This window comes from Actinoallomurus oryzae (assembly GCF_039541955.1).
In the GTDB taxonomy this organism is placed as follows: domain Bacteria; phylum Actinomycetota; class Actinomycetes; order Streptosporangiales; family Streptosporangiaceae; genus Actinoallomurus; species Actinoallomurus oryzae.
In genome coordinates, this window is record NZ_BAABHF010000035.1 from 85,109 (window position 1) to 105,174 (window position 20,066).

A 20,066-nucleotide genomic window follows, 5' to 3' on the forward strand; every position below is an offset into this window, starting at 1 on the left:
TTACCTTGACCTGCGCCGCACGGCCGTGCCACGATTTGTTGGTCGTTCGACAAACAAATAGGAAGCCGATCACCATGAGCACTCCCGCGACCATGCGCGCCCTGCGGCAGACATCCCTGAACGGCCCCCGGGACCTGCGCCTGGTCACCGACGCGCCGGTGCCGAGCCCAGGCCCGGGCGAGGTCCTGATCCGGGTCACCGCCGCCGGGGTCAACTTCGTCGACATCTCCCAGGCCCGCGGCACGTTCGCCGGCGGCCCGCGGCCGCCGTACGTCGCGGGCATCGAGGGCGCCGGTGAGATCACGGCCGTCGGCGAGGGGGTGACCGGCCTCGAACCCGGGGCCCACGTCGTCGGCGTCGACGTCGGCGGCGGCGCGTTCGCCGAGTGCATGGTGCTCCCCGCGGCCGCCGCGCTGCCGGTGCCGGAAGGCTGGGCCGACGAGCAGGCGCTGGGCCTGGTCGTGAACTGGCCGACCGCGCTGGCGGCGCTCAAGCCGCTGGGCGGCGTCACCGCCGGGCAGACCGTGCTGATCCACGCCGCGGCCGGCGGGACCGGCCAGGCCGCGGTCACCATGGCCAAACACTTCGGCGCGACGGTGATCGCCACGGCCTCACCGGGCAAGCACGAGGCGGTGCGCGCGCTGGGCGCCGACCACGTCATCGACTCCCGCGGCGACGACATCGCCGCCGACGTCCTGCGGCTGACCGGCGGTGCGGGCGCCGACCTGGTGCTGGAGTCGGTCGGTGGCGCCACCCTCGACGCCAGCCTCGCCGCGGCCAAACGGGTCACCGGCCGGGTCGTCGTCTACGGCATGGCCGCCGGCGAGGCCGCCATCACCAACTGGGAGCTGGTCTACCAGCACCAGATCCACCTCATCGGCCTGAACATCGGCACCCTGATCCAGGCCGCACCGCAGATCTTCGGCGAGGTCATGGGCCGGTTGTTCGAGCTCCTCGCGGCCGGGGTGCTCGGCCCCGGCCGGCCCACCGCGTACGAGCTGGCCGAGGGGCCCAAGGCACTCGCGGAGCTCGAAGCGCGGGCCACCGTGGGCAAGCTGGCACTGCTGCCCTGAGCAGCCCCTGCCGCCGTACCGGCGGAAACAGGTCGAAGGGGACCCGGAACATCCCCGGGTCCCCTTCGTCACCGGGCATGACGGCCGTGGCCGGTCAGGCGTCCTTGATGGCGCGGGTGAACCTCACGACGCGTTCGGCCTGGACGCGGGCGGCGGCACGGGTGACGTCGCCGACCGGGGCGGTACCGCCCTGATCGAAGTGTGAGGTTCCGTACGGGTTGCCGTCGCCGAACTTGGCCGGGTCGGTGTAGCCGGGCGGGACGATGATGCCGCCGAAGTGATGGAAGGTGTTGGACAGGGCGAGCAGGGTGGACTCCTGGCCACCGTGCGCCGTGCCGGTCGAGGTGAAACCGCTGTAGACCTTGTCGGCCAACAGCCCCTGGTGCCACACCGGCCCGAGCGTGTCAAGGAACTGCTTCAACTGCGCGGAGATGTTGCCGAAACGGGTCGGCGAGCCGAGCAGCACCCCGTCGGCCCAGACCAGGTCGTCGGCGGTGGCCAGGGGGACGTCGGCGGTCGCCTCGGCATTCTCCGCCCATGCGGGGTTGGTGTCGATCGCGGACGCCGGTGCGAGTTCGGGGACCTTGCGCAGCCGGACATCGGCGCCGGCCTTCTCGGCGGCCACGGTCATTTCCCGGGCCATCTCGGCGATCGTTCCGGTGGCGGAGTAGTAGACGACGGCGATGTTGACTTGCTCCATGGTGACCACTTTCTTCTAGCGGTGTCAGGGCTCAACGGTGTGGAGGTCGACCGCGTCGGCGATGGCGCGGTAGCCGTGTTGTCGAGGTGGACGTGGTGTCCGCTGTCGTAGGCGGCACGGGCCCGGGCCCGCGGTCGTCGACGACACGGTCGAAGTCGACGCGTCCACAGGTGAGTCGCTGGGCAGCCGGTTACCGCCGATACCCGCGGCCGGCCCGCCGAGCCCCCGGGATCACCTGGCGCAGGGGGTCGTCGGCGAAGCCCTTCGCCGACCAGTTGGGGCCCGTACCAGTCCATGGACGGATGCCGACCTCCTCGATAGTCCAGCGGCAAATAATTCAGCGCTGGAATACTTTGGATGATACTCAAGTTCCTTCAGTACGCAAATTTCCAGCGTGGTAGCTTTTCTGGCATGACCGAGACCCCGTGGCTCAACGACGACGAGCAGCGGTGTTGGCGGGCTTTCGGCCTCGCCACGCGGCTGCTGACCGATCGGCTGGAACGGGACCTGCAGGAAGCCGCTGGGATGCCCCCGACCTACTACGAGTTGCTCGTCCTGCTGTCGGAGGCGCCCGGCCGCACGATGCGCATGAGCGAACTGGCGCACTGGACCCATTCCAAGCCGAGCCGCATCACCCACGCCGTCGGCAAACTGGAGCAGGCCGGCTGGGTGCGGCGTGAGCACCTGACGTCCGATCGGCGCGGCTGGCTCGCCGTGCTCACCGATGACGGCCTGGCCGCACTCCGCGCCGCCGCGCCGCGTCATGTCGAGAGCGTCCGAGCCCACCTGATCGACCTGCTCTCACCCGAACAGGTCCAGCAGCTCGGCGCCATCAGCGAGACGCTGCTCGAGCACCTCATCACGGCCGAGCCCGACCCGCGGCCTCGATCCGCTTCGATGGGTCCGTCACCGATCGAGCCGTGAGGCTGGCCGCCCTAACGCAACGGCCGGGTCGTGAAAGCGCGGAGCGGGGAGCCGGCGTCTCGTCGACTCCCCGCTCTGACCTGCCATCTAGCGCCCTAAGTGGTGCCGAGAACACCGGGGCAGAGCACTTGTTCGGAGGGTGCGGTGTTCTCCGCCGCCCGGCCGCAGCGGAGCCCGTACCAGGGTCACTCGGGCCGGGTGAACGCCTCGCAGAGGAACGACAGGGCCTTCTCGCACTCCTCTTGGAGAGGGCCACGCGTGCCTGATTCCAGCCAGAACGTGACGGCGACACGCATCGCGTCCGTGACGGCGTGCGTGAGCACGTGGGCACGCAGTTCGGCGTCGTAGGTCCTGGGGCCGTCAGCGAGCAGAGCCGTCACGAAATGCTCCTGGCCTCCCCGCCAGACGAGCTGGAACATCCTCGCCTGGAGAGCGGGCACCGTCTGGACAAGACGGTATCCGCGCAGGGTGCGAGCCGGATCGCCGACGCTCAGACCGGCGAGCATCGCACGCGCCACGAAGTCGACGTCGGTCTCCCCCGGGCGACGCTCGGCCAGCGCCTCGCGGGTCGCCTCCTCGACACCCTGTCCGCCGAGAAGGACGTCCTCCTTGGCGGGGAAGTAGCGATAGAACGTCCGCGGCGAGACGTCGGCCGCAGCAGCGATCTCCTCCACCGACACCGCCTCATACCCCTTGTCCTCGAACAGGCGTAGAGCGACATCGATGATCGCTTCCTGGGTGCGCTTCCTCTTGCGTGCACGCAGGCCGGTGTCCTCGCTGCTGGCCGTCACGGCCTCAGCGTAGCGATCCACTGACACTCACGCCAAATGTCAGAGTTGCCAAATGGCAGACGTGTCACTATCGTCCCGGGCCATGCGATTCACCGACGCGATCAACCAGTTCCACCAGGCCTACAGCGACCACGACATCGACGGGGTGCTGGCCTACCTGGCCGAAGACGTGACCATCCAGTTCCCGACCAGTCCGCACCCCATTCGCGGCAAGCAGAAAATCCGGCCGGTCTGGTCGATGGTGTTCACGACCGTCATCCCCGACATTCGCCAGGAGATGCTCTCGACAGTGACACACGGACAGTTCGCGGCCTGCGAGTTCGTCGAAACCGGAACGCTCACCATCCCGTCCGAGGTGACCGATCCGTTGGGCCTCGCTCCGGGCGGCCGGCCCTATTCGATGAACATGGCCTCTTTCTTTCACTTCGACGACGAAGGCCTCATCGACGAGATCCGCTCCTACTGGGACACCGGGAGCTTCGCGGAGCAGATCGGGATCGACATCGGAGTCATCCGGTCCCTGCAGGCCCGCGCCCACGCGGCTTAGAGAGCATCGAACGCCGTCTACCCGAACGGATGCGCCATGCCGACGAACGGCCTCGTCGACCGCCCGCCACCGCACCAGACGTCCGTCGCGGGTCATTGCGCATGCTCAGCGAACCGGCAAGACACCATCGATGAACGACAGCCGTCTTTCCGAGACATCGACATCGGCGCATCACTCTGATACGCCGAAGGGGAACCGACCACAGTCGGTTCCCCTTTTCGATCCGGCGGCTCAGCCGGAGTCGATCAGACTGAGCTGGTTCAGCGGATGAAGGTTCGCTCGATATCAGCTGCAGCCGCTGGTGGAGCCGCAGCCCTCGCAGACGTAGCAGCTGCCCGCCGGGCGCATCTTCGTGCCGCACGTCAGGCACAGCGGGGCGTCGGCGGTGCGGCCCTGGTGGCTCTCGATCAGCTCGGTCGAGGAGTGGGCGCCGGCGCCGGCCTGGGAGGACTTCTCCGGCTTCGGGCGCTCGACCGGGGCCGACTGGGCCAGCGTCTCCGGGTCGACGTCGTCGTCGGTGTGCAGCGACGCCGGGTCCTGGCCGGCCGCCTGGGCGGCGCGCTCCTCGGCGGAGAAGATGCCCAGCTCGGCCCGCGTCTCGTACGGCAGGTGGTCCAGGGCGAGACGGCGGAAGATGTAGTCCATCATGGAGTTCGCCATGCGGATGTCCGGGTCGTCGGTCATGCCCGCCGGCTCGAACCGCATGTTGGTGAACTTCTCCACCCAGGTCTCCAGCGGCACGCCGTACTGGAGGCTGATGGAGATCGCCATGGAGAAGGCGTCCATGACCCCGGCCAGGGTGGAGCCCTGCTTGCCGAGCTTGAGGAACACCTCGCCGAGGCCGTTGTCCGGGTACGTCGAGGCGGTCATGTAGCCCTCGGCGCCACCGACGGAGAAGCGGGTCACCGTGGCCGGGCGCCGCTTGGGCAGCCGCGTGCGCACCGGGCCGACCTCGACGGGGGCCGCGGCCGGCTCCGCCTTCTCCTCGGCCTTCTTCTTCGCCACCGACAGCGGCTGGCCGACCTTGCAGTTGTCGCGGTAGATCGCGAGCGCCTTGAGGCCGAGCTTCCAGCCCTGGAGGTAGACCTCCTCGATGTCCTCGACCGTCGCGCTCTCGGGGACGTTGACCGTCTTGCTGATGGCGCCGGACAGGAACGGCTGCGTCGCGGCCATCATCCGGACGTGGCCCATCGGGCTGATCGCGCGCTCGCCCATCGCGCAGTCGAACACCTCGTAGTGCTCCGGCCGCAGACCTGGGGCGTCGACGACGTGGCCGTGCTCGGCGATGTACTCCACGATCGCCTCGACCTGCTCGGGCTGGTAGCCGAGCTTCTTCAGCGCCCGCGGCACGGTGTTGTTCACGATCTGCATCGACCCGCCGCCGACGAGCTTCTTGAACTTCACCAGCGCGAGGTCGGGCTCGATGCCCGTCGTGTCGCAGTCCATCATCAGGCCGATCGTGCCGGTCGGCGCCAGCAGCGAGGCCTGGGCGTTGCGGTAGCCGTTCCTCTCGCCGACCTTGAGGCACTCCTGCCACTGCCGGGTCGCCTCGGTGTGGATGGCCTTGTCGATCTCGTCGAGCGTGCGGACCTGGTCGTTGGCCGCGGCGTGCTTGCGCATGACCCGCTTGTGGGCCTCGGCGTTGCGCCCGTAGCCGTCGTACGTGCCGACGACGCCGGCGATTTCGGCGGAGCGCCGGTAGGCGACGCCGGTCATCAGCGAGGTGATGGCCGCGGCGAGCGCACGGCCGCCCTCGGAGTCGTACGCGTGGCCGGTCGCCATCAGCAGCGCGCCGAGGTTGGCGTAGCCGATGCCGAGCTGGCGGTACGCCCTCGTCGTCTCAGCGATCTTCTCGGTCGGGAAGTCGGCGAAGGTGATGGAGATGTCCATCGCCGTGATGATCAGCTCGGTGAGCTTGACGAAGTTGTCGACGTCGAAGGTGTTGTCGTCGTTCAGGAACTTCAACAAGTTGATACTCGCCAGATTGCACGACGAGTTATCAAGGCTCATGTATTCGGAACAAGGGTTACTTGCGGTGATGCGCCCGGTTTCCGGGTTGGTGTGCCAGTCGTTGATCGTGTCGTCGTACTGGATGCCGGGGTCGGCGCACTCCCAGGCCGCCTTGGCGATCTTGTTGAAGAGGCCCTTCGCGTCGACGGTGTCGATCACCTCGCCGGTCAGGCGGGCCCGCAGGCCGAAGGAGGAGCCGGACTCGACGGCGCGCATGAACTCGTCGCTGACCCGGACGGAGTTGTTGGCGTTCTGGTACTGGACGCTGACGATGTCCTTGCCGCCGAGGTCCATGTCGTAGCCGGCGTCGCGGAGCGCGCGGATCTTGTCCTCCTCGCGCGCCTTCGTCTCGATGAACTCCTCGACGTCGGGGTGGTCGACGTCGAGCACCACCATCTTGGCCGCCCGCCGGGTGGCGCCACCGGACTTGATCGTGCCCGCCGAGGCGTCGGCGCCGCGCATGAACGAGACCGGGCCGCTCGCGGTGCCACCGGAGGAGAGCAGCTCCTTGCTGGACCGGATGCGGGAGAGGTTGACACCCGAGCCGGAACCGCCCTTGAAGATGACACCTTCTTCCTTGTACCAGTCCAGGATGGACTCCATCGTGTCGTCCACCGACAAGATGAAGCACGCGCTCACCTGCTGCGGCGACGAGGTGCCGACGTTGAACCACACCGGCGAGTTGAAGCTGAACACCTGGTGGACCAGCGCGTGCGTCAGCTCGTGCTCGAAGATCTCGGCGTCTTCGTCGCTCGCGAAGTAGCCGTGCTTGCGGCCGGTCTCGGCGTACACCCCAACGACCCGGTCGACCAGCTGCTTCAGGCTCCACTCCCGCTGCGGCGTGCCGACGGCGCCCCGGAAGTACTTCGAGGTGACGATGTTGGTCGCGTTGACCGACCAGAACTCGGGGAACTCCACACCGCGCTGCTCGAAGTTGACCGAGCCGTCGCGCCAGTTGGTCATGACGACGTCGCGGCGCTCCCACCGGACCTCGTCGTACGGGTGAATGCCCGGCCGGGTGAAGATGCGGCGCATCTTCAACCCCTTGCGGCCGCCCCTCCCGCGCCGTGCCTGGCCGCTCACCGTCTCCGTCATGACCTCCCCCTTCTCAGGCCGAACCGGCCCATTCCAAGGATTACCTCGTACAACACGCGATCGGGCGCCGGTGTTACCGGTCGCGCTCCGCCGCGCGAAGAGTCTCGATTTCCTTCTCGAAGTCGTCGATCGACTCGAACCCCCGGTAGACGGAGGCGAACCGTAGATAGGCGACCTCGTCCAGCTCGCGCAGCGGCCCCAGGATGGCCAGCCCCACGTCGTGCGAGCGCATCTCGGCGGTGCCGGTGGCCCGGACGGCCTCCTCGACACGCTGTCCGAGCTGAGCCAGTGCGTCCTCCGTCACCGGGCGCCCCTGGCAGGCCCGGCGCACCCCGGCGACGATCTTGTCGCGGGAGAACGGCTCGGTGACTCCGCTGCGTTTGGCGACCATCAGGAGTACGGTCTCCTGGGTCGTGAAACGACGACCGCACTCGGAGCACGACCGGCGCCGCCGGATCGCCGCGCCGTCGTCGGTGGAGCGACTGTCGATCACCCTGCTGTCGGGGTTGCGGCAGAACGGGCAGTGCACGGTCGACCCCCCTCCCCCGGCGTTACGTCTCGATTACAGCGGCTTCACTGCGTAACCACAACCTGTGGTGAACTACACCCGTGTAACTACTAGATGTTGTGGTCTACCGTACGGCTCCGCGGAGGCCTCCGCAACCTCGTCGGCAACAGGAGCACGAAGAGCCCGCTCACGTCACGGCGACGTCGGCGTGTCGCGCCCTCGCCCGGTGGGGGAACCGGCGAGCGGCGAGGCCGTCAGCGCGCGGGGATGTAGACCTTCTGGCCCGGATTGACGACGGCGCTGGACAAGGCGTTGAGGTCGATGATGCGCTGCACCGTGACGCGGGGGTCGACCTCCGGCCGGGCGCGTACGGCGATGCCCCACAGCGTGTCGTGCGGCCCCACGACCACCGACTCACGGGCGACCGCCGGCCCTCTCTCCCTGCCGGACGTGGCGCGGGCGCCGTGCCGCGCCCCCATCCAGAAGCCGGCGAGGAGCACCAGGGCCACGGCACAGACCACGACGACCCGGCCGCGCCGGGTGAGCCGCACGGGCGCGGCGGGACGAGGCCGAGCAGATGAGTTCACGCCTCCTCCTTCATCGAAGGGGAGACCCGGCACACGTGTTCGTCGATTCGCTCGCTCATGTCGATCTCCCCTCGCCGAGTCGAAAGAGATTTCGATCGAACATCAGTACGAGTTGTACCGCGAGAGCCGACGAATTTCCAGGACATCTTCGAACAGGTGTTTGATCATTTAGCGCGAAGGCGCTAACGTCCGTGTACAGGAACGAAATACCGGCGACAGCGCGTCACCGGAGCACAGTCATCCAGCGGAGACATAGATGAGCAAGGTTCGGGAAATGCCCGACGGCCCGCGCGACGAGTCGGGGCTGACGGCACGCCAGCGCAAGGTTCTGGAGGTGATCCGCGACTCCGTCCAGCGCCGCGGTTACCCTCCGTCGATGCGCGAGATCGGCGAGTCGGTCGGGCTGACGAGCACCTCCAGCGTGTCGCACCAGCTGCGCGCGCTGCAGCGCAAGGGCTTCCTGCTGCGCGACCCCAACCGCCCGCGCGCCGTCGTGGTCCGCATGCCCGGCTCGGCCGCCGTACGGAGCGAGCCGGAGTCGTACGAGACGGCCTCGGGGCAGGAGACGGCGACCCGTCCCGCGCCCGCGTACGTGCCTCTCGTGGGCCGTATCGCCGCCGGTGGCCCGATCCTGGCCGAAGAGGCCGTGGAGGACGTCTTCGCGCTGCCCAAGCAACTCGTGGGCGAGGGCACGCACTTCCTGCTCAACGTCACCGGTGACTCGATGATCGAGGCCGCGATCGCCGACGGCGACTGGGTGGTCGTCCGCCAGCAGCCGGTGGCCGAGAACGGCGACATCGTCGCCGCCATGATCGACGGCGAGGCGACGGTCAAGACGCTGAAGCGCCGCGACGGCAAGGTGTGGCTGATGCCGCACAACCCGGCGTACGACCCGATTCCGGGCGATGACGCGACGATCCTCGGCCGGGTCGTCGCGGTGCTGCGCAAGATGTGATCGACGCGTCTCCGGACTGTGCACGGTGAGGGCGCCCCGCCATGGGGTGCCCTCACCGCATTTTGATGTCGTCTTTGCGGGCATTCACCCCGCTACGGCGTGCGTCCGGGGCCGGTCTCGAGGGCCCCGCCGGCAGGCGACGGGGCCTCGAGACGGGCACTACGCCGGGACGATGTTGACGATCTTGGGAGCGCGGACGACGACCTTGCGGATGCCGCGGTCGCCGAGGGCGGCCTGGATCTTCTCCGACGCCAGCGCCAGCCGCTCCAGCTCCGTCTCGCCGATCTCCGGAGAGACCTCGAGCCGGTCGCGGACCTTGCCCGCCACCTGGACCACACAGGTCACCGACTCCTGGACCAGCAGGGCCGGCTCCGCCGTCGGCCAGCCGGCCTTGGCCACGGACCCGTCGCGGCCCAGGCGCTCCCACATCTCCTCGGCGGTGTAGGGCGCCACCAGCGACAGCATCACCGCCAGCGTCTCGGCCGCCTCGCGTACGGCGGGATCGGCCGGGCCCACGCCGGAGTCGATCGCCCTCCGCGAGGCCGAGGTCAGCTCCATCATGCGGGCCACCGCGACGTTGTAGCGGTGCGCCTCGACCAGCCGGGTGACCTCATCGATCGTGCGGTGGGTGACCTTGCGCAGCTCGACGTCGCCCGAGGCCGGGTCGGCGCCGGGCGCCGAAGCGACGTCGGCGGCCACCCGGTGCGCGCGGGCCAGGAACTTCACCGCACCGGACGGCGACACGTCGGCCCAGTCGATGTCGTCCTCCGGCGGCCCGGAGAAGATCATCGTCAGGCGCACCGCGTCGACGCCGTACTCGGCGATCTGCTCGCCCAGGTCGACCAGGTTGCCGGTCGTCTTGGACATCGCGGAGCCGTTGAGGATCACCTGGCCCTGGTTGACCAGCCGGGTGAACGGCTCGACGCAGTCCAGCATGCCCATGTCGTACAGCACCTTGGTGAAGAACCGGCTGTACAGCAGGTGCAGGATCGCGTGCTCGACCCCACCGGTGTACTGGTCGACCGGCATCCACCGGCGGGCCTTCTCGACGTCGAACGGGCCCTCGGTGTAGTCCGGCGAGCAGTAGCGCAGGAAGTACCACGAGGAGTCGACGAAGGTGTCCATCGTGTCGGTGTCGCGCTTGGCCGCGCCGCCGCACTTGGGGCACGCGACGTTGACCCAGTCGGTGGCGGCCGCCAGCGGCGAGACGCCGCGCGGCGCCAGGTCCGCGCCGCGCAGGTTGTCCGGCAGGCGTACGGGCAGCTGCTCGTCGGGGACCGGGACCTCGCCGCACGCCTCGCAGTGGATGATCGGGATCGGCGTGCCCCAGAAGCGCTGCCGGGAGATCAGCCAGTCGCGCAGGCGGTAGTTGACGGCCGCCTTGCCCAGCCCGCGCTCCTCCAGGATCTCGGTGATCCGCGGGATCGCGGCGGACTTGGTCAGGCCGTCCAGCGGGCCGGAGTTGACCAGCTCGCCCTCGCCGGGGGTCGCGACGCCGGACTCGGCGGGGTCGGCCTCGCCGGTGTGCACGACGACCCGCACCGGCAGGTCGAACTTGCGCGCGAAGTCCAGGTCGCGCTGGTCGTGCGCGGGCACCGCCATGATCGCGCCGTGGCCGTACTCCGCCAGGACGTAGTCCGAGGCCCACACGGGCATGCGCTCGCCGTTGACCGGGTTGATCGCGTAGCGGCCCAGGAAGACGCCGGTCTTCTCGCGGTCGGCGGCCAGCCGCTCGACCTCCGACTCGCGCGCCACCGTCTGGCGGTACGCCTCGAACTCGGCCCGCTGCGCGGGCGCGCAGATCTCGTCGGCCAGCGGGGCGTCGGCGGCGACCACGAAGAACGTCGCGCCGTACAGCGTGTCGGGCCGGGTCGTGTAGACGGTGACCGGCTCGTCGCGGCCCTCGATCTCGAACACGACGTCGGCGCCCTCGGACCGGCCGATCCAGTTGCGCTGCATCGTCAGCACGCGCTCGGGCCAGTCGAGGCCGTCCATGTCGGCCAGCAGCCGGTCGGCGTACTCAGTGATCTTGAAGTACCACTGGGTCAGCAGGCGCTTTTCCACCAGGGCGCCACAGCGCTCGCAGTGGCCGGCGATGACCTGCTCGTTGGCCAGCACGGTCTGGTCGTTGGGACACCAGTTGACCCGGCCGCCCCGGCGGTAGGCCAGCCCGCGCTCGTAGAAGCGCAGGAACAGCCACTGGTTCCAGCGGTAGTACTCCGGGTCGGAGGTGTGCAGCCGGCGCGACCAGTCGAAGGAGATCCCGTAGCGGTGGAACGACTCGGCCTGCGTGTCGATGTTGGCGTACGTCCACTCCGCCGGGTGGGAGTCGCGCTTGATCGCGGCGTTCTCGGCGGGCAGGCCGAAGGAGTCCCAGCCGATGGGGTGCAGGACGTTGAAGCCGTGCTGGTTCCAGTAGCGGGCGCTCACGTCGCCGATGGCGTACGCCTCGGCGTGGCCCATGTGGAGGTCGCCGGAGGGGTAGGGGAACATGTCCAGCGCATACTTGCGAGGCCGCTCATCACCGGGGTCCTCACCGGCGGTGAAGGGTTTCAGCTCCTCCCACCGGCCCTGCCATTTCTCCTGAATCGCCCGTGGGTCAAAGTTCTCGTCGGCGCCAGTCATCGTTCCTCGTCTGATTCGCACGGCTTCGGCTCCACGAAACTGTGCCCCTTAGAAGGTCTCTCCGCATGAGAAGGCCCCTCGCACAGGAGGGGCTGCCGCGTCGACCGATCGGTTACGTCAACGCGGCCGGCTAAGGAGCAGCCGAGAGCGCATATCCCAAGACTAGCGCAGACGCAAGCAAGAACCGTCGGGCTTCAACGCCACGGGTGACGCCGCCCTCCCTCACGGGTCAGCTTACTTTTAGGAAGGTTTCCAGTAAATTCCCGAGCAGGGTCCCCGCCAGGACTCCCCATCCGAGGAGGTCACCCATGCACGGAAAGCTCGCCCTGGCCGTCGCCGGCGCCGCGGCCGTGGCGGTACCCCTGCTCACCGCCACCCCCGCCTTCGCCCACGGCTACACCACCTCACCGCCCAGCCGCAGTTACCGCTGCGCCCAGCACCAGGTCACCGACTGTGGTCCGATCCAGTACGAGCCGCAGAGCGTCGAGGGCCCGAAGGGATTCCCCCAGGCCGGCCCGGCGGACGGCCAGATCTGCAGCGCGAACCACACGGAGTTCGCCCAGCTCGACGACCCGCGCGGCGGCGCCTGGCCGGCCGCCTCGATGACGAGCGGCGCCTCGTACGGCTTCTCGTGGACCTTCACCGCCATCCACGCGACCACGTCGTTCCGCTACTTCATCACCAAGACCACCTACGACCCGACCAAGCCGCTGACCCGGGCCGCCCTGGAGTCCACGCCGTTCCTGCAGGTGAACTACGGCGGTCAGCGGCCGCCGAACCCGGTCACCCACACCGGCGCGCTGCCGACCCGGCACGGCCGCCAGCTCATCCTCGCCGTCTGGGACATCGCCGACACCGGAAACGCCTTCTACTCCTGCGCCGACGTCGTCTTCAGCTGACCGCTCCGCTGCGATATCAATGGGAACCTCCCCATTGATATCGCAGCAGGAGGCGCCGATGCTCAACCTCTCGGTCGTTCTGGACGACGCCGCACGCGACAATCCCGACCACGAGGCACTGGTCTTCGGCGACATGCGCCTGTCGTACGCGTTCGTGAACCAGATCGCGAACCAGGTGGCGAACCTCCTGCGCGCCCGCGGTGTGCGGCCGGGCGACAAGATCGCGCTCGCCTGCCCCAACCTGCCGTACTTCCCGATGGTCTACTTCGGGGCCCTCAAGGCCGGCGCCGTGGTCGTGCCGCTCAACGTCCTGCTGAAGCGCCGGGAGATCGCCTACCACCTGGAGGACTCCGAGGCGAAGGCCCTGTTCTGCTTCGAGGGCACGCCGGAGCTGCCGCTGGGCGAGGCGGGCTGGGGGGCGTTCGGCGACGTGCCGGGCTGCGAGCACTTCTTCGTGCTGCCCGCCACTCCCCTGGCGACCGAGGTGCCGTACGGCGAGTCGATCTGGGCCGCGCTCGCCGGGCAGCCGCAGGAGTTCGAGACCGCGCGGACGGACGCCAACGACACGGCGGTGATCCTCTATACGAGCGGCACGACCGGCCGGCCCAAGGGCGCCGAGCTCACCCACCAGAACATGCTGCTCAACGCGATGGTCTGCGACAGCATGTTCGAGACGACCGGCGACGACGTCTTCCTGGCCGCGCTCCCCCTTTTCCACGCGTTCGGCCAGTCTGTGGTCCTTAATACGGGCTTCCTGCGGCACGCCACGATCGTGCTGATGCCGCGCTTCGAGGCGGGCGCCGCGCTCGACCTCATGCTCGCGGAGAAGGTCACGTTCTTCGCCGGGGTCCCCACGATGTACTGGGGGCTGCTCACGCACGAGGGCGGGCACACGCAGGAGGACCTCGAGCGGATCGCCGCGTCCCTCTCGACGGCGTCGAGCGGCGGTGCCGCCCTGCCGCTGGAGGTCCTGAACCGGTTCGCCGAGCGCTTCGGGGTGAACATTCTCGAGGGCTACGGCCTGTCGGAGACCTCGCCCGTCGCCTCCTTCAACCGGCCCGACCGCCCGGCGCGCGCGGGCTCGATCGGACGGCCGATCTGGGGCGTGGAGATGAAGCTCGTCGACGAGGACTGGAAGGACGTGGGCGACGGGCCGGGCGAGATCGCCATCCGCGGGCACTGCGTCATGAAGGGGTACCACCGGCGCCCGGAGGCCACCGCCGAGGTGCTGCACGACGGCTGGTTCCGTACCGGCGACATCGCCCGGCGCGACGAGGACGGCTACTACTACATCATCGACCGCTCGAAGGACATGATCATCCGCGGCGGGTTCAACGTGTATCCGCGGGAGATCGAAGAGGTGCTGATGACGCATCCCGACGTCTCGCTCGCCGCCGTCGTCGGAATCCCGCACGACACCCACGGCGAGGAGGTCAAGGCGTACGTCATCCCGGTGCACGGCGCCACGATCAGCGAGGAGGCGCTGGTCGCGTGGGCCAAAGAGAACCTCGCGAACTACAAGTACCCGCGCGTCGTGGAGTTCCGCGACGAGCTGCCGATGACCGCGACCGGGAAGATCCTCAAGCGCGAGCTTCGCTAATTCCGTACGCTTACGACCCGTGAAGACCTTGATTGCCGCCGCTGCCGCGTTCGTCCTAGTGGCGGCGGCGGCGACCGTCTTCCTGTTGAACCGCCACACCGACAGCGGCCCGGACGTCTTCGCCGGGGCCTACCCGCTGGTCACCGCCGACCCGACCGGTGTGCCCGCGCTGTCCTGGCGGCCCACCGGCACGCCGGCGGGCCCCCTGCCGACCTTCCGCGGCTCCGGATCACCGGTGACCGGGACGATCACCGACCGGCAGAGCGGGATCTCCTACGCCCTGCTGGGGTCGCCCTGGAAGCGGCTCACCTCCCGGCTGAGCTCGGCCCACACCTCCGGTGAGGAGGTCGACAGCAGGCGCAAGGACTCCAAGCACTTCTGGTACGCCGCCGTCTACGTCGGCCCGCTCGACCCGAAGCTCGCCGTCGCCGGTTCGCAGCGGCTGCGCGCCGCCGCCGAGCTCACCGGGAAGGAATTCGTCGACGAGCTGTACAGCGACGACGGCCGGCGGCAGGAGCTGGCCGGCGCCGCGATGACGGTCGACCACCGGGCCGCCTGGGTCAGCGCGTTCCGGATGACCCACACGGCGGCCGGTGACCGCGTGGAGAAGGGCCAGACCGAGGTCGTCGTCGCGGTCGATACCGGCCGCCGGATGCCCGCGATCGTGGAGATCACCATCCCGAGCAACCAGCCGAACCTGCTGCCCGACATCAACCACGTGGTGCGCTCCCTCCACGTGGTGCGCTGAGTCTCCTGCCGGCCGAGTCCTACAGCTCGTACGGCAGGCGCTTGATGCCGTTGATGAAGCTCGACAGCAGGCGGTCCGGCGGTGCGGTCGAGCGGATGCCCGGCACGTGACGGAACAGCTCGCGGAACATCACGCCGATCTCGCGGCGGGCCAGGTGGGCGCCCAGGCAGAAGTGCGGGCCGGGCCCGCCGAAGCCGATGTGGGGGTTCGGGTCGCGGGTGATGTCGAACACCTCGGGGTCGGTGAACACCGCCTCGTCGCGGTTGCCGGACCAGTAGTACAGCAGGAGCTTGTCGCCCGCCTTGAACTCGTGCCCGTTCAGCTCGGTGTCGCGCGTCGCCGTACGGCGCATCCAGATCACCGGAGAGGCGTAGCGGACGATCTCCTCGACCGCGCCGGGCAGGCGCGTCTCGAAGTCGGCCAGCAGCAGCTCCCGCTGGTCCGGGTGGACGGTGAACAGCTTGAGCCCGTGCGCGATCGCGTTGCGGGTCGTCTCGTTGCCCGCCACGACGAGCAGGATGAAGAAGGAGCCGAGCTCCTGGTCGGTCAGCGACTCGCCGTCGATGTTGGCGTTGACGAGCGCGGACACGAGGTCGTCGGAGGGGTTCTCGCGCCGCTGCCGGCCGAGGTCCTCGACCAGGTCCTTCAGCGTCTGGCCGGCCTGGAGCAGCTTGAGGGCGTACTCCTCGTCGTTCTCGGGCAGGAACTCGGCGTCGCCGCCACCGAGGATGATGTTGGAGTTGTCGAAGACGGTCTTGTAGCCGCTCTCGGGGATCCCCATCATGTCGCAGATGATCTTGAGGGGGAGCCGCGCGGCAACGTCGGCGACGAAGTCGCCGGAGCCCTTCGCGACGATCTCCTCGATGATCTGGTCCGCGACCGCCTGCACCTGGTCCTCGAAGCGCTGGATCATGCGCGGCGAGAAGGCGCGGGAGACGATCCGGCGGATCTTGGCGTGCCGCGGGTCGTCCATGTTGATCATGGAGCCGAAGTACTCGTTGAGGTCCGGCGGCATGTCCGTGATGTTGATGGCGCCCTTGCCCGAGCAGAAGTCCTGCGGGCGCCGGGAGGCCTCCACGATGTCCGCGTGCCTCACGAGCGCGTAGTAGCCCGGGCCCGTCGGCATGATCGTCTGCTCCGGCTCGCGGAAGAACGCCGGGTGCGGCAGCTGCCGCAACGCGCGGAAGGCCTCGTGCCGCTCGCTCAGCGGACGGGCCCAGAAGGCCCAGTCGGTGAGGTCGATCTCCGACGGTTCGAGCGCGCCTGTGGTCACGGCCTGGTCAACTCCCCCAACTAGAATCGCGTTCGGGTCTCATCCTGCCAAGCCGGAACGACCGAGGACAAGTGACTTGGGCAAATCCGCCGATCATGCGGCCAGCCACTCCAGGATGAGCGCGTTGACGGCGTCGGGCCGTTCCAGGTGCAGGAAGTGGCCCGCCCTGGGGATGATCTCCGTACGCGAGCCCGGCGGGAGGTGCGCCGCGACGTCGCCGGCCAGGGAGACGTCGAGACAGCCGTCGTCGCGGCCGTGCAGGTACAGGGTCGGCCGTTCGCCGCGGGCGCCGGCGGACTCCTGCTCGGCGGCGTAGGCGGGCTTGTGCCGGGACGCGTCGAACATCGCCGCGTAGTAGCCCATCGCGGCGGAGAGGTTGGCGGGCTCGCGCAGGCACGCCTTGGCGTGCGCCAGGTCCTCGGCGGCGTCGTAGCCGGGCGACCAGTCGGCCCAGAGCCGGTCGAGGAACGCCATGTCGTTCGCCGCGACGGCGGGCGCGCCCAGCGGCGTCTGCACCAGGAACATGTAGAACGAGCGCCGGAGCTGGTCGTAGTCGAAGAACCCCGAGGCGAGGGCGGAGATCGGCGGCACCGCCATGGCGACGGCGCGGCGCCAGCGCCCGGGCGCGTGCGCGGCCGCCGCGTACGTCGCGGCCGCGCCCCAGTCGTGGCCGATGAGCACGGCGTCCGCACCCCCGCCGAGCGCCGCGTGCAGGGCGTTCGCGTCGGCGGCGAGCGCTCCGGTCTGGTACGCGCCGTCCGCCGGGACGCTCGTCGGGGCGTAGCCGCGCTGGAACGGCGCCACCGCGTGGTACCCCGCGTCCGCGAGCGCGGGCAGCAGGTGGCGCCAGGTGTGGGCGGAGTCGGGGAAGCCGTGCAGGCACAGGGCGAGCGGGCCGTGGCCGGCCTCGAGGTACCCGAACGTCAGGCCGTTGGCCTCGATCGTCTGGATCACCGTCATGACCGCGACGTTAGGCGGGGCGCGAGACGCTGTCCACGGCCGCCGGCCCGTGGGCCGGCGGCCGTGCGGATCAGCGGGGGAAGGGCGGCTCGAAGGAGGGGCGCAGCGGCATGCCCGAGCGCCCGTCCTCGTGGAGCTTCACGCCGAGCACCTGGTGGAGCTGGATCCAGTTCAGGTCGAACCCGAGCCGCGAACCGGCCATGTAGAGCCGCCAGACCCGTGCCGTGCCCTCGCCGACCTCGGCGACCGCCTCGTCCCAGTGGTCGTCGAGGTTGCGGCACCAGCCGGTGAGGGTCTTGGCGTAGTGCTCGCGGAGGTTCTCCTCGTGGCGTACCTCGAAGCCGGCGTCGTGCATCCGCGAGACCAGGTGGCCCGGGCCCTCCAGCTCTCCGTCGGGGAAGACGTACCGGTTGATGAAGCCGTCCTTCTTCATCGCCGGGCCCGTGTCGTCGGGCCGGGTGATGCAGTGGTTCAGCAGCCGGCCGCCGGGCTCGAGCTTGCCGTACAGGAAGGAGAAGTAGGACTCCAGGTTGTCCTTGCCGATGTGCTCGGTGAGGCCGATCGAGCTGACCGCGTCGAAGCCGGTCTCGGTCACGTCGCGGTAGTCCAGGTGGCGGACCTCGGCGAGCTCGGACAGCCCGGCCTCGGCGATCGCCTTCTGCGCCCATTCGGCCTGCTGCTTGGACAGCGTGACGCCGAGCCCCTTGACGCCGTACTCGCGTGCGGCGTGCATGACCATGCCGCCCCAGCCGCAGCCGACGTCGAGCAGGCGCATGCCCTTCTTGAGGTCCAGCTTGCGGGCGACCAGGTCGAACTTGTGGAACTGCGCCTGTTCGAGCGTCGCGTCCTCGGCCGGGAAGCAGGCGCAGGTGTAGGCCATCGAGGGTCCGAGCACCCATTCGTAGAAGGTGTTGGACACGTCGTAGTGGTGGGAGATGGCCTTCGCGTCGCGGCGCTTGGAGTGCCGCAGCCCCGCGAGGAACGGCAGCCGCTCGACGCGCACCTCCTGCGGCGGCGGCTCCAGGCGCTTCAGGGCGGCGGCGCGCAGCAGCGGGTCGCCGAGGATGCCGCGCAGCAGTGTGCGCTTGTCCGCCCAGGTCATATCGCCCATCGCCGACTGCATCCGGGACAGCGCCGTGTACATGTCGCCGTCGACGTCCAGGTAGCCGGAGACGTACGCGCGTGCCAGCCCGATCGCGCCGGGGGCGTGGGTCAGATAGGAGACCGCGTACGGCGACGCGACGGTCACCGTCACGTCGGCGTCGGCCGGTCCGGCGCTGCTGTCGTCATAGGCCAGGAACCGTACCTGCGCGTCGCGGCCCACGACGCGCTCGAATACCTCCGCGAGCCTCATGTTCACCTGCCTCGTACCGTTTTGTCGTAAAGGTCGAGCAACCGCCCGCCGGGGTCGTAAGTCTCCTTCAGCCGTCGGTAGGTGTCCCCGTCGTAGTGGCGCCAGAAGTCATCCCGCGTGTAGTACGCGGTGGAGTACAGCGACTTGTGCCCCTCGAGACGGGCGACCTCGCGCTCGATCAGGCGGTTGTGGTGCTCGGGCAGGCGGCCGGGCGGGATCGGCACCGTGCCCCAGAAGCCAGCGTTCACGTACGTTCGTCCCGGTTCGAGCGGATACAGCGGCCATGACTCCTGTGCCCGCAGCGGGCAGAGCCACACCGGGCTCATGCGGATCTCCCGGCCGAAGAAGTCCAGGAACTCCGGGAGCCGCTCGGCCGGCACCTCGACGTCCTGGATGACGTCCTCGCGCGGAGGCCGGCCGAGCCAGCGGTCCACCCGGGCCGACATCTGTGTGCGCTTGTCGAGGGCGACGATGCGGCGGTAGACGTCGGAGCGCTTCTTGGCGGCGGGCCAGGCGCGGCGCACGAGCGGGTTCTGCACGCCCAGCGCCCGCGAGCACCAGAACCAGTCGGTGTCCCAGCGCCACAGGTAGCCGTGGGTGGTGAGCACGTCGGTGGGCGCGGTGGTGGCGTTCAGCCAGCGGGGCGTGATGCTGCGGTCCTGGATCGACCGGTAGTAGATCTTCTGCCCCGTGTAGTCGGAGACGTGGCGCGCCGTGTCGGCGAACCGGCCCAGCGTCAGGTAGAGCTCGTCGCCGCCGAAGACGACGCCGTCGACGAAGTCGTAGTCCGGCGCCAGCTTGTCGATGGCGTCCGTCAGCTCCCGCGCCGAGCCGAACCGCACGTGCCACAGCTCGACGAACGGCTTCACCGGCTGGAGCCGGATCGTCAGGCGCAGGGTGTAGCCGAGCGTGCCGTAGGAGTTGGGGAAGCCGTAGAACAGGTCGCGGTGCTCGTTGTCGCGCGTCGCGGTGACGATCTCCCCCGCGCCGGTGATGACCTCCATCTCCAGGACCGACTCGTGCGGCAGGCCGTGGTGGTACGAGGAGGACTCGATGCCGAGCCCGGTGACCGCGCCGCCCAGGGTGATGGTCTTCAACTGCGGGACGACGAGCGGCATGAGCCCGTACGGCAGCGTCGCGTCGACCAGGTCCTCGTACGTCGTCATGCCCTGGACGTCGGCGGTGCGGCGCTCCGGGTCAACGCTCAGCACCCGGTTGAACCCGCTGACGTCGAGCCCTGGCGCGCCCGCGTCGTCGCGGAAGCGGAACAGGTTGGAGGTGCGTTTCGCCAGGCGTACCGGGGTTCCTTCGGGAATCGACCGGTAGGACCCCAGGAGTTTTTCGGTTGCCGCACGGTGACCATTCACCGGACGATCGTCTCATCCCGCGCGCCGCGGTCGAAGACCGGCCGCGTGTG

18 protein-coding genes are annotated in these 20,066 nt (G+C 69.3%); 8 read left to right on the plus strand and 10 right to left on the minus strand.

Going from position 1 to position 20,066, the window contains the following annotated elements; genetic code table 11:
• Positions 1-74 precede the first annotated feature (74 nt).
• Positions 75-1,073, plus strand: coding sequence for an NADPH:quinone oxidoreductase family protein (locus ABEA10_RS28970; RefSeq protein WP_345469245.1), 999 nt, complete (start codon positions 75-77; stop codon positions 1,071-1,073).
• A gap of 94 nt (positions 1,074-1,167) precedes the next feature.
• On the opposite strand, the gene wrbA is transcribed toward ABEA10_RS28970, so the two are convergent.
• Complete coding sequence (gene wrbA, locus ABEA10_RS28975; RefSeq protein WP_345469247.1) at positions 1,168-1,773, minus strand: NAD(P)H:quinone oxidoreductase; 606 nt, start codon at positions 1,771-1,773, stop codon at positions 1,168-1,170.
• A gap of 411 nt (positions 1,774-2,184) precedes the next feature.
• On the opposite strand from wrbA, the gene ABEA10_RS28980 reads away from it, so the two are divergent.
• Positions 2,185-2,697, plus strand: coding sequence for a MarR family winged helix-turn-helix transcriptional regulator (locus ABEA10_RS28980; RefSeq protein ID WP_345469248.1), 513 nt, complete (start codon positions 2,185-2,187; stop codon positions 2,695-2,697).
• 185 nt (positions 2,698-2,882) lie between these two features.
• On the opposite strand, the gene ABEA10_RS28985 is transcribed toward ABEA10_RS28980, so the two are convergent.
• Positions 2,883-3,488: a TetR family transcriptional regulator gene (locus tag ABEA10_RS28985; protein WP_345469250.1), complete on the minus strand. Its 606-nt coding sequence runs from the start codon at positions 3,486-3,488 to the stop codon at positions 2,883-2,885.
• Between the two features lie 82 nt (positions 3,489-3,570).
• Between ABEA10_RS28985 and ABEA10_RS28990 the strand changes: the two genes are divergently transcribed.
• Positions 3,571-4,035 (plus strand): nuclear transport factor 2 family protein, encoded by a 465-nt coding sequence (locus tag ABEA10_RS28990; RefSeq protein ID WP_345469253.1) that lies wholly within the window; start codon positions 3,571-3,573, stop codon positions 4,033-4,035.
• A gap of 285 nt (positions 4,036-4,320) precedes the next feature.
• On the opposite strand, the gene ABEA10_RS28995 is transcribed toward ABEA10_RS28990, so the two are convergent.
• Both ABEA10_RS28995 and nrdR read right to left on the minus strand, forming a co-directional pair.
• The gene (locus ABEA10_RS28995; RefSeq protein ID WP_345469254.1) at positions 4,321-7,140 is read right to left on the minus strand and encodes a vitamin B12-dependent ribonucleotide reductase; all 2,820 of its coding nucleotides are present in this window, start codon (positions 7,138-7,140) and stop codon (positions 4,321-4,323) included.
• A 73-nt stretch (positions 7,141-7,213) separates the two neighbouring features.
• Entirely contained in the window at positions 7,214-7,633 is a 420-nt protein-coding gene (nrdR, locus tag ABEA10_RS29000; protein ID WP_345469510.1) for a transcriptional regulator NrdR, read from the minus strand.
• On the opposite strand from nrdR, the gene ABEA10_RS29005 reads away from it, so the two are divergent.
• On the plus strand, positions 7,554-7,724 hold the full coding sequence (locus ABEA10_RS29005; protein ID WP_345469514.1) for a hypothetical protein: 171 nt from the start codon (positions 7,554-7,556) through the stop codon (positions 7,722-7,724). The two genes, nrdR and ABEA10_RS29005, sit on opposite strands and share 80 nt — an antisense overlap.
• A 178-nt stretch (positions 7,725-7,902) precedes the next feature.
• On the opposite strand, the gene ABEA10_RS29010 is transcribed toward ABEA10_RS29005, so the two are convergent.
• Positions 7,903-8,235 carry a LysM peptidoglycan-binding domain-containing protein gene (locus ABEA10_RS29010; RefSeq protein WP_345469256.1) on the minus strand — a complete coding sequence of 111 codons (333 nt, stop codon included), beginning with the start codon at positions 8,233-8,235 and terminating at the stop codon, positions 7,903-7,905.
• A 256-nt stretch (positions 8,236-8,491) separates the two neighbouring features.
• Here ABEA10_RS29010 and lexA point away from each other — a divergent pair, with 256 nt between their 5' ends.
• Positions 8,492-9,190 (plus strand): transcriptional repressor LexA, encoded by a 699-nt coding sequence (gene lexA / locus ABEA10_RS29015; RefSeq protein ID WP_329240905.1) that lies wholly within the window; start codon positions 8,492-8,494, stop codon positions 9,188-9,190.
• Positions 9,191-9,349: 159 nt separating this feature from the next.
• Here lexA and leuS read toward each other — a convergent pair whose 3' ends face one another.
• The gene (gene leuS / locus ABEA10_RS29020; RefSeq protein WP_345469259.1) at positions 9,350-11,815 is read right to left on the minus strand and encodes a leucine--tRNA ligase; all 2,466 of its coding nucleotides are present in this window, start codon (positions 11,813-11,815) and stop codon (positions 9,350-9,352) included.
• A gap of 308 nt (positions 11,816-12,123) precedes the next feature.
• Here leuS and ABEA10_RS29025 point away from each other — a divergent pair, with 308 nt between their 5' ends.
• Genes ABEA10_RS29025 through ABEA10_RS29035 form a run of 3 tightly spaced genes read left to right on the plus strand, consistent with a single transcriptional unit; the run spans position 12,124 to position 15,062 of the window.
• Positions 12,124-12,714: a lytic polysaccharide monooxygenase auxiliary activity family 9 protein gene (locus ABEA10_RS29025; protein WP_345469260.1), complete on the plus strand. Its 591-nt coding sequence runs from the start codon at positions 12,124-12,126 to the stop codon at positions 12,712-12,714.
• A 58-nt stretch (positions 12,715-12,772) separates the two neighbouring features.
• The gene (locus ABEA10_RS29030; protein WP_345469261.1) at positions 12,773-14,314 is read left to right on the plus strand and encodes a long-chain-fatty-acid--CoA ligase; all 1,542 of its coding nucleotides are present in this window, start codon (positions 12,773-12,775) and stop codon (positions 14,312-14,314) included.
• A gap of 19 nt (positions 14,315-14,333) precedes the next feature.
• Entirely contained in the window at positions 14,334-15,062 is a 729-nt protein-coding gene (locus tag ABEA10_RS29035) for a hypothetical protein (RefSeq protein WP_345469262.1), read from the plus strand.
• A 19-nt stretch (positions 15,063-15,081) separates the two neighbouring features.
• Here ABEA10_RS29035 and ABEA10_RS29040 read toward each other — a convergent pair whose 3' ends face one another.
• From ABEA10_RS29040 to ABEA10_RS29055, 4 genes are all read right to left on the minus strand, one after another.
• A complete protein-coding gene (locus ABEA10_RS29040) occupies positions 15,082-16,335 on the minus strand; it encodes a cytochrome P450 (protein ID WP_345469264.1) in 1,254 nt (417 codons plus the stop codon).
• A gap of 93 nt (positions 16,336-16,428) precedes the next feature.
• Complete coding sequence (locus ABEA10_RS29045) at positions 16,429-17,295, minus strand: alpha/beta fold hydrolase (protein WP_345469266.1); 867 nt, start codon at positions 17,293-17,295, stop codon at positions 16,429-16,431.
• A 70-nt stretch (positions 17,296-17,365) separates the two neighbouring features.
• Positions 17,366-18,649: a class I SAM-dependent methyltransferase gene (locus ABEA10_RS29050; protein ID WP_345469268.1), complete on the minus strand. Its 1,284-nt coding sequence runs from the start codon at positions 18,647-18,649 to the stop codon at positions 17,366-17,368.
• A gap of 2 nt (positions 18,650-18,651) precedes the next feature.
• Entirely contained in the window at positions 18,652-20,016 is a 1,365-nt protein-coding gene (locus tag ABEA10_RS29055; RefSeq protein WP_345469270.1) for an FAD-binding oxidoreductase, read from the minus strand.
• Positions 20,017-20,066 lie beyond the last annotated feature (50 nt).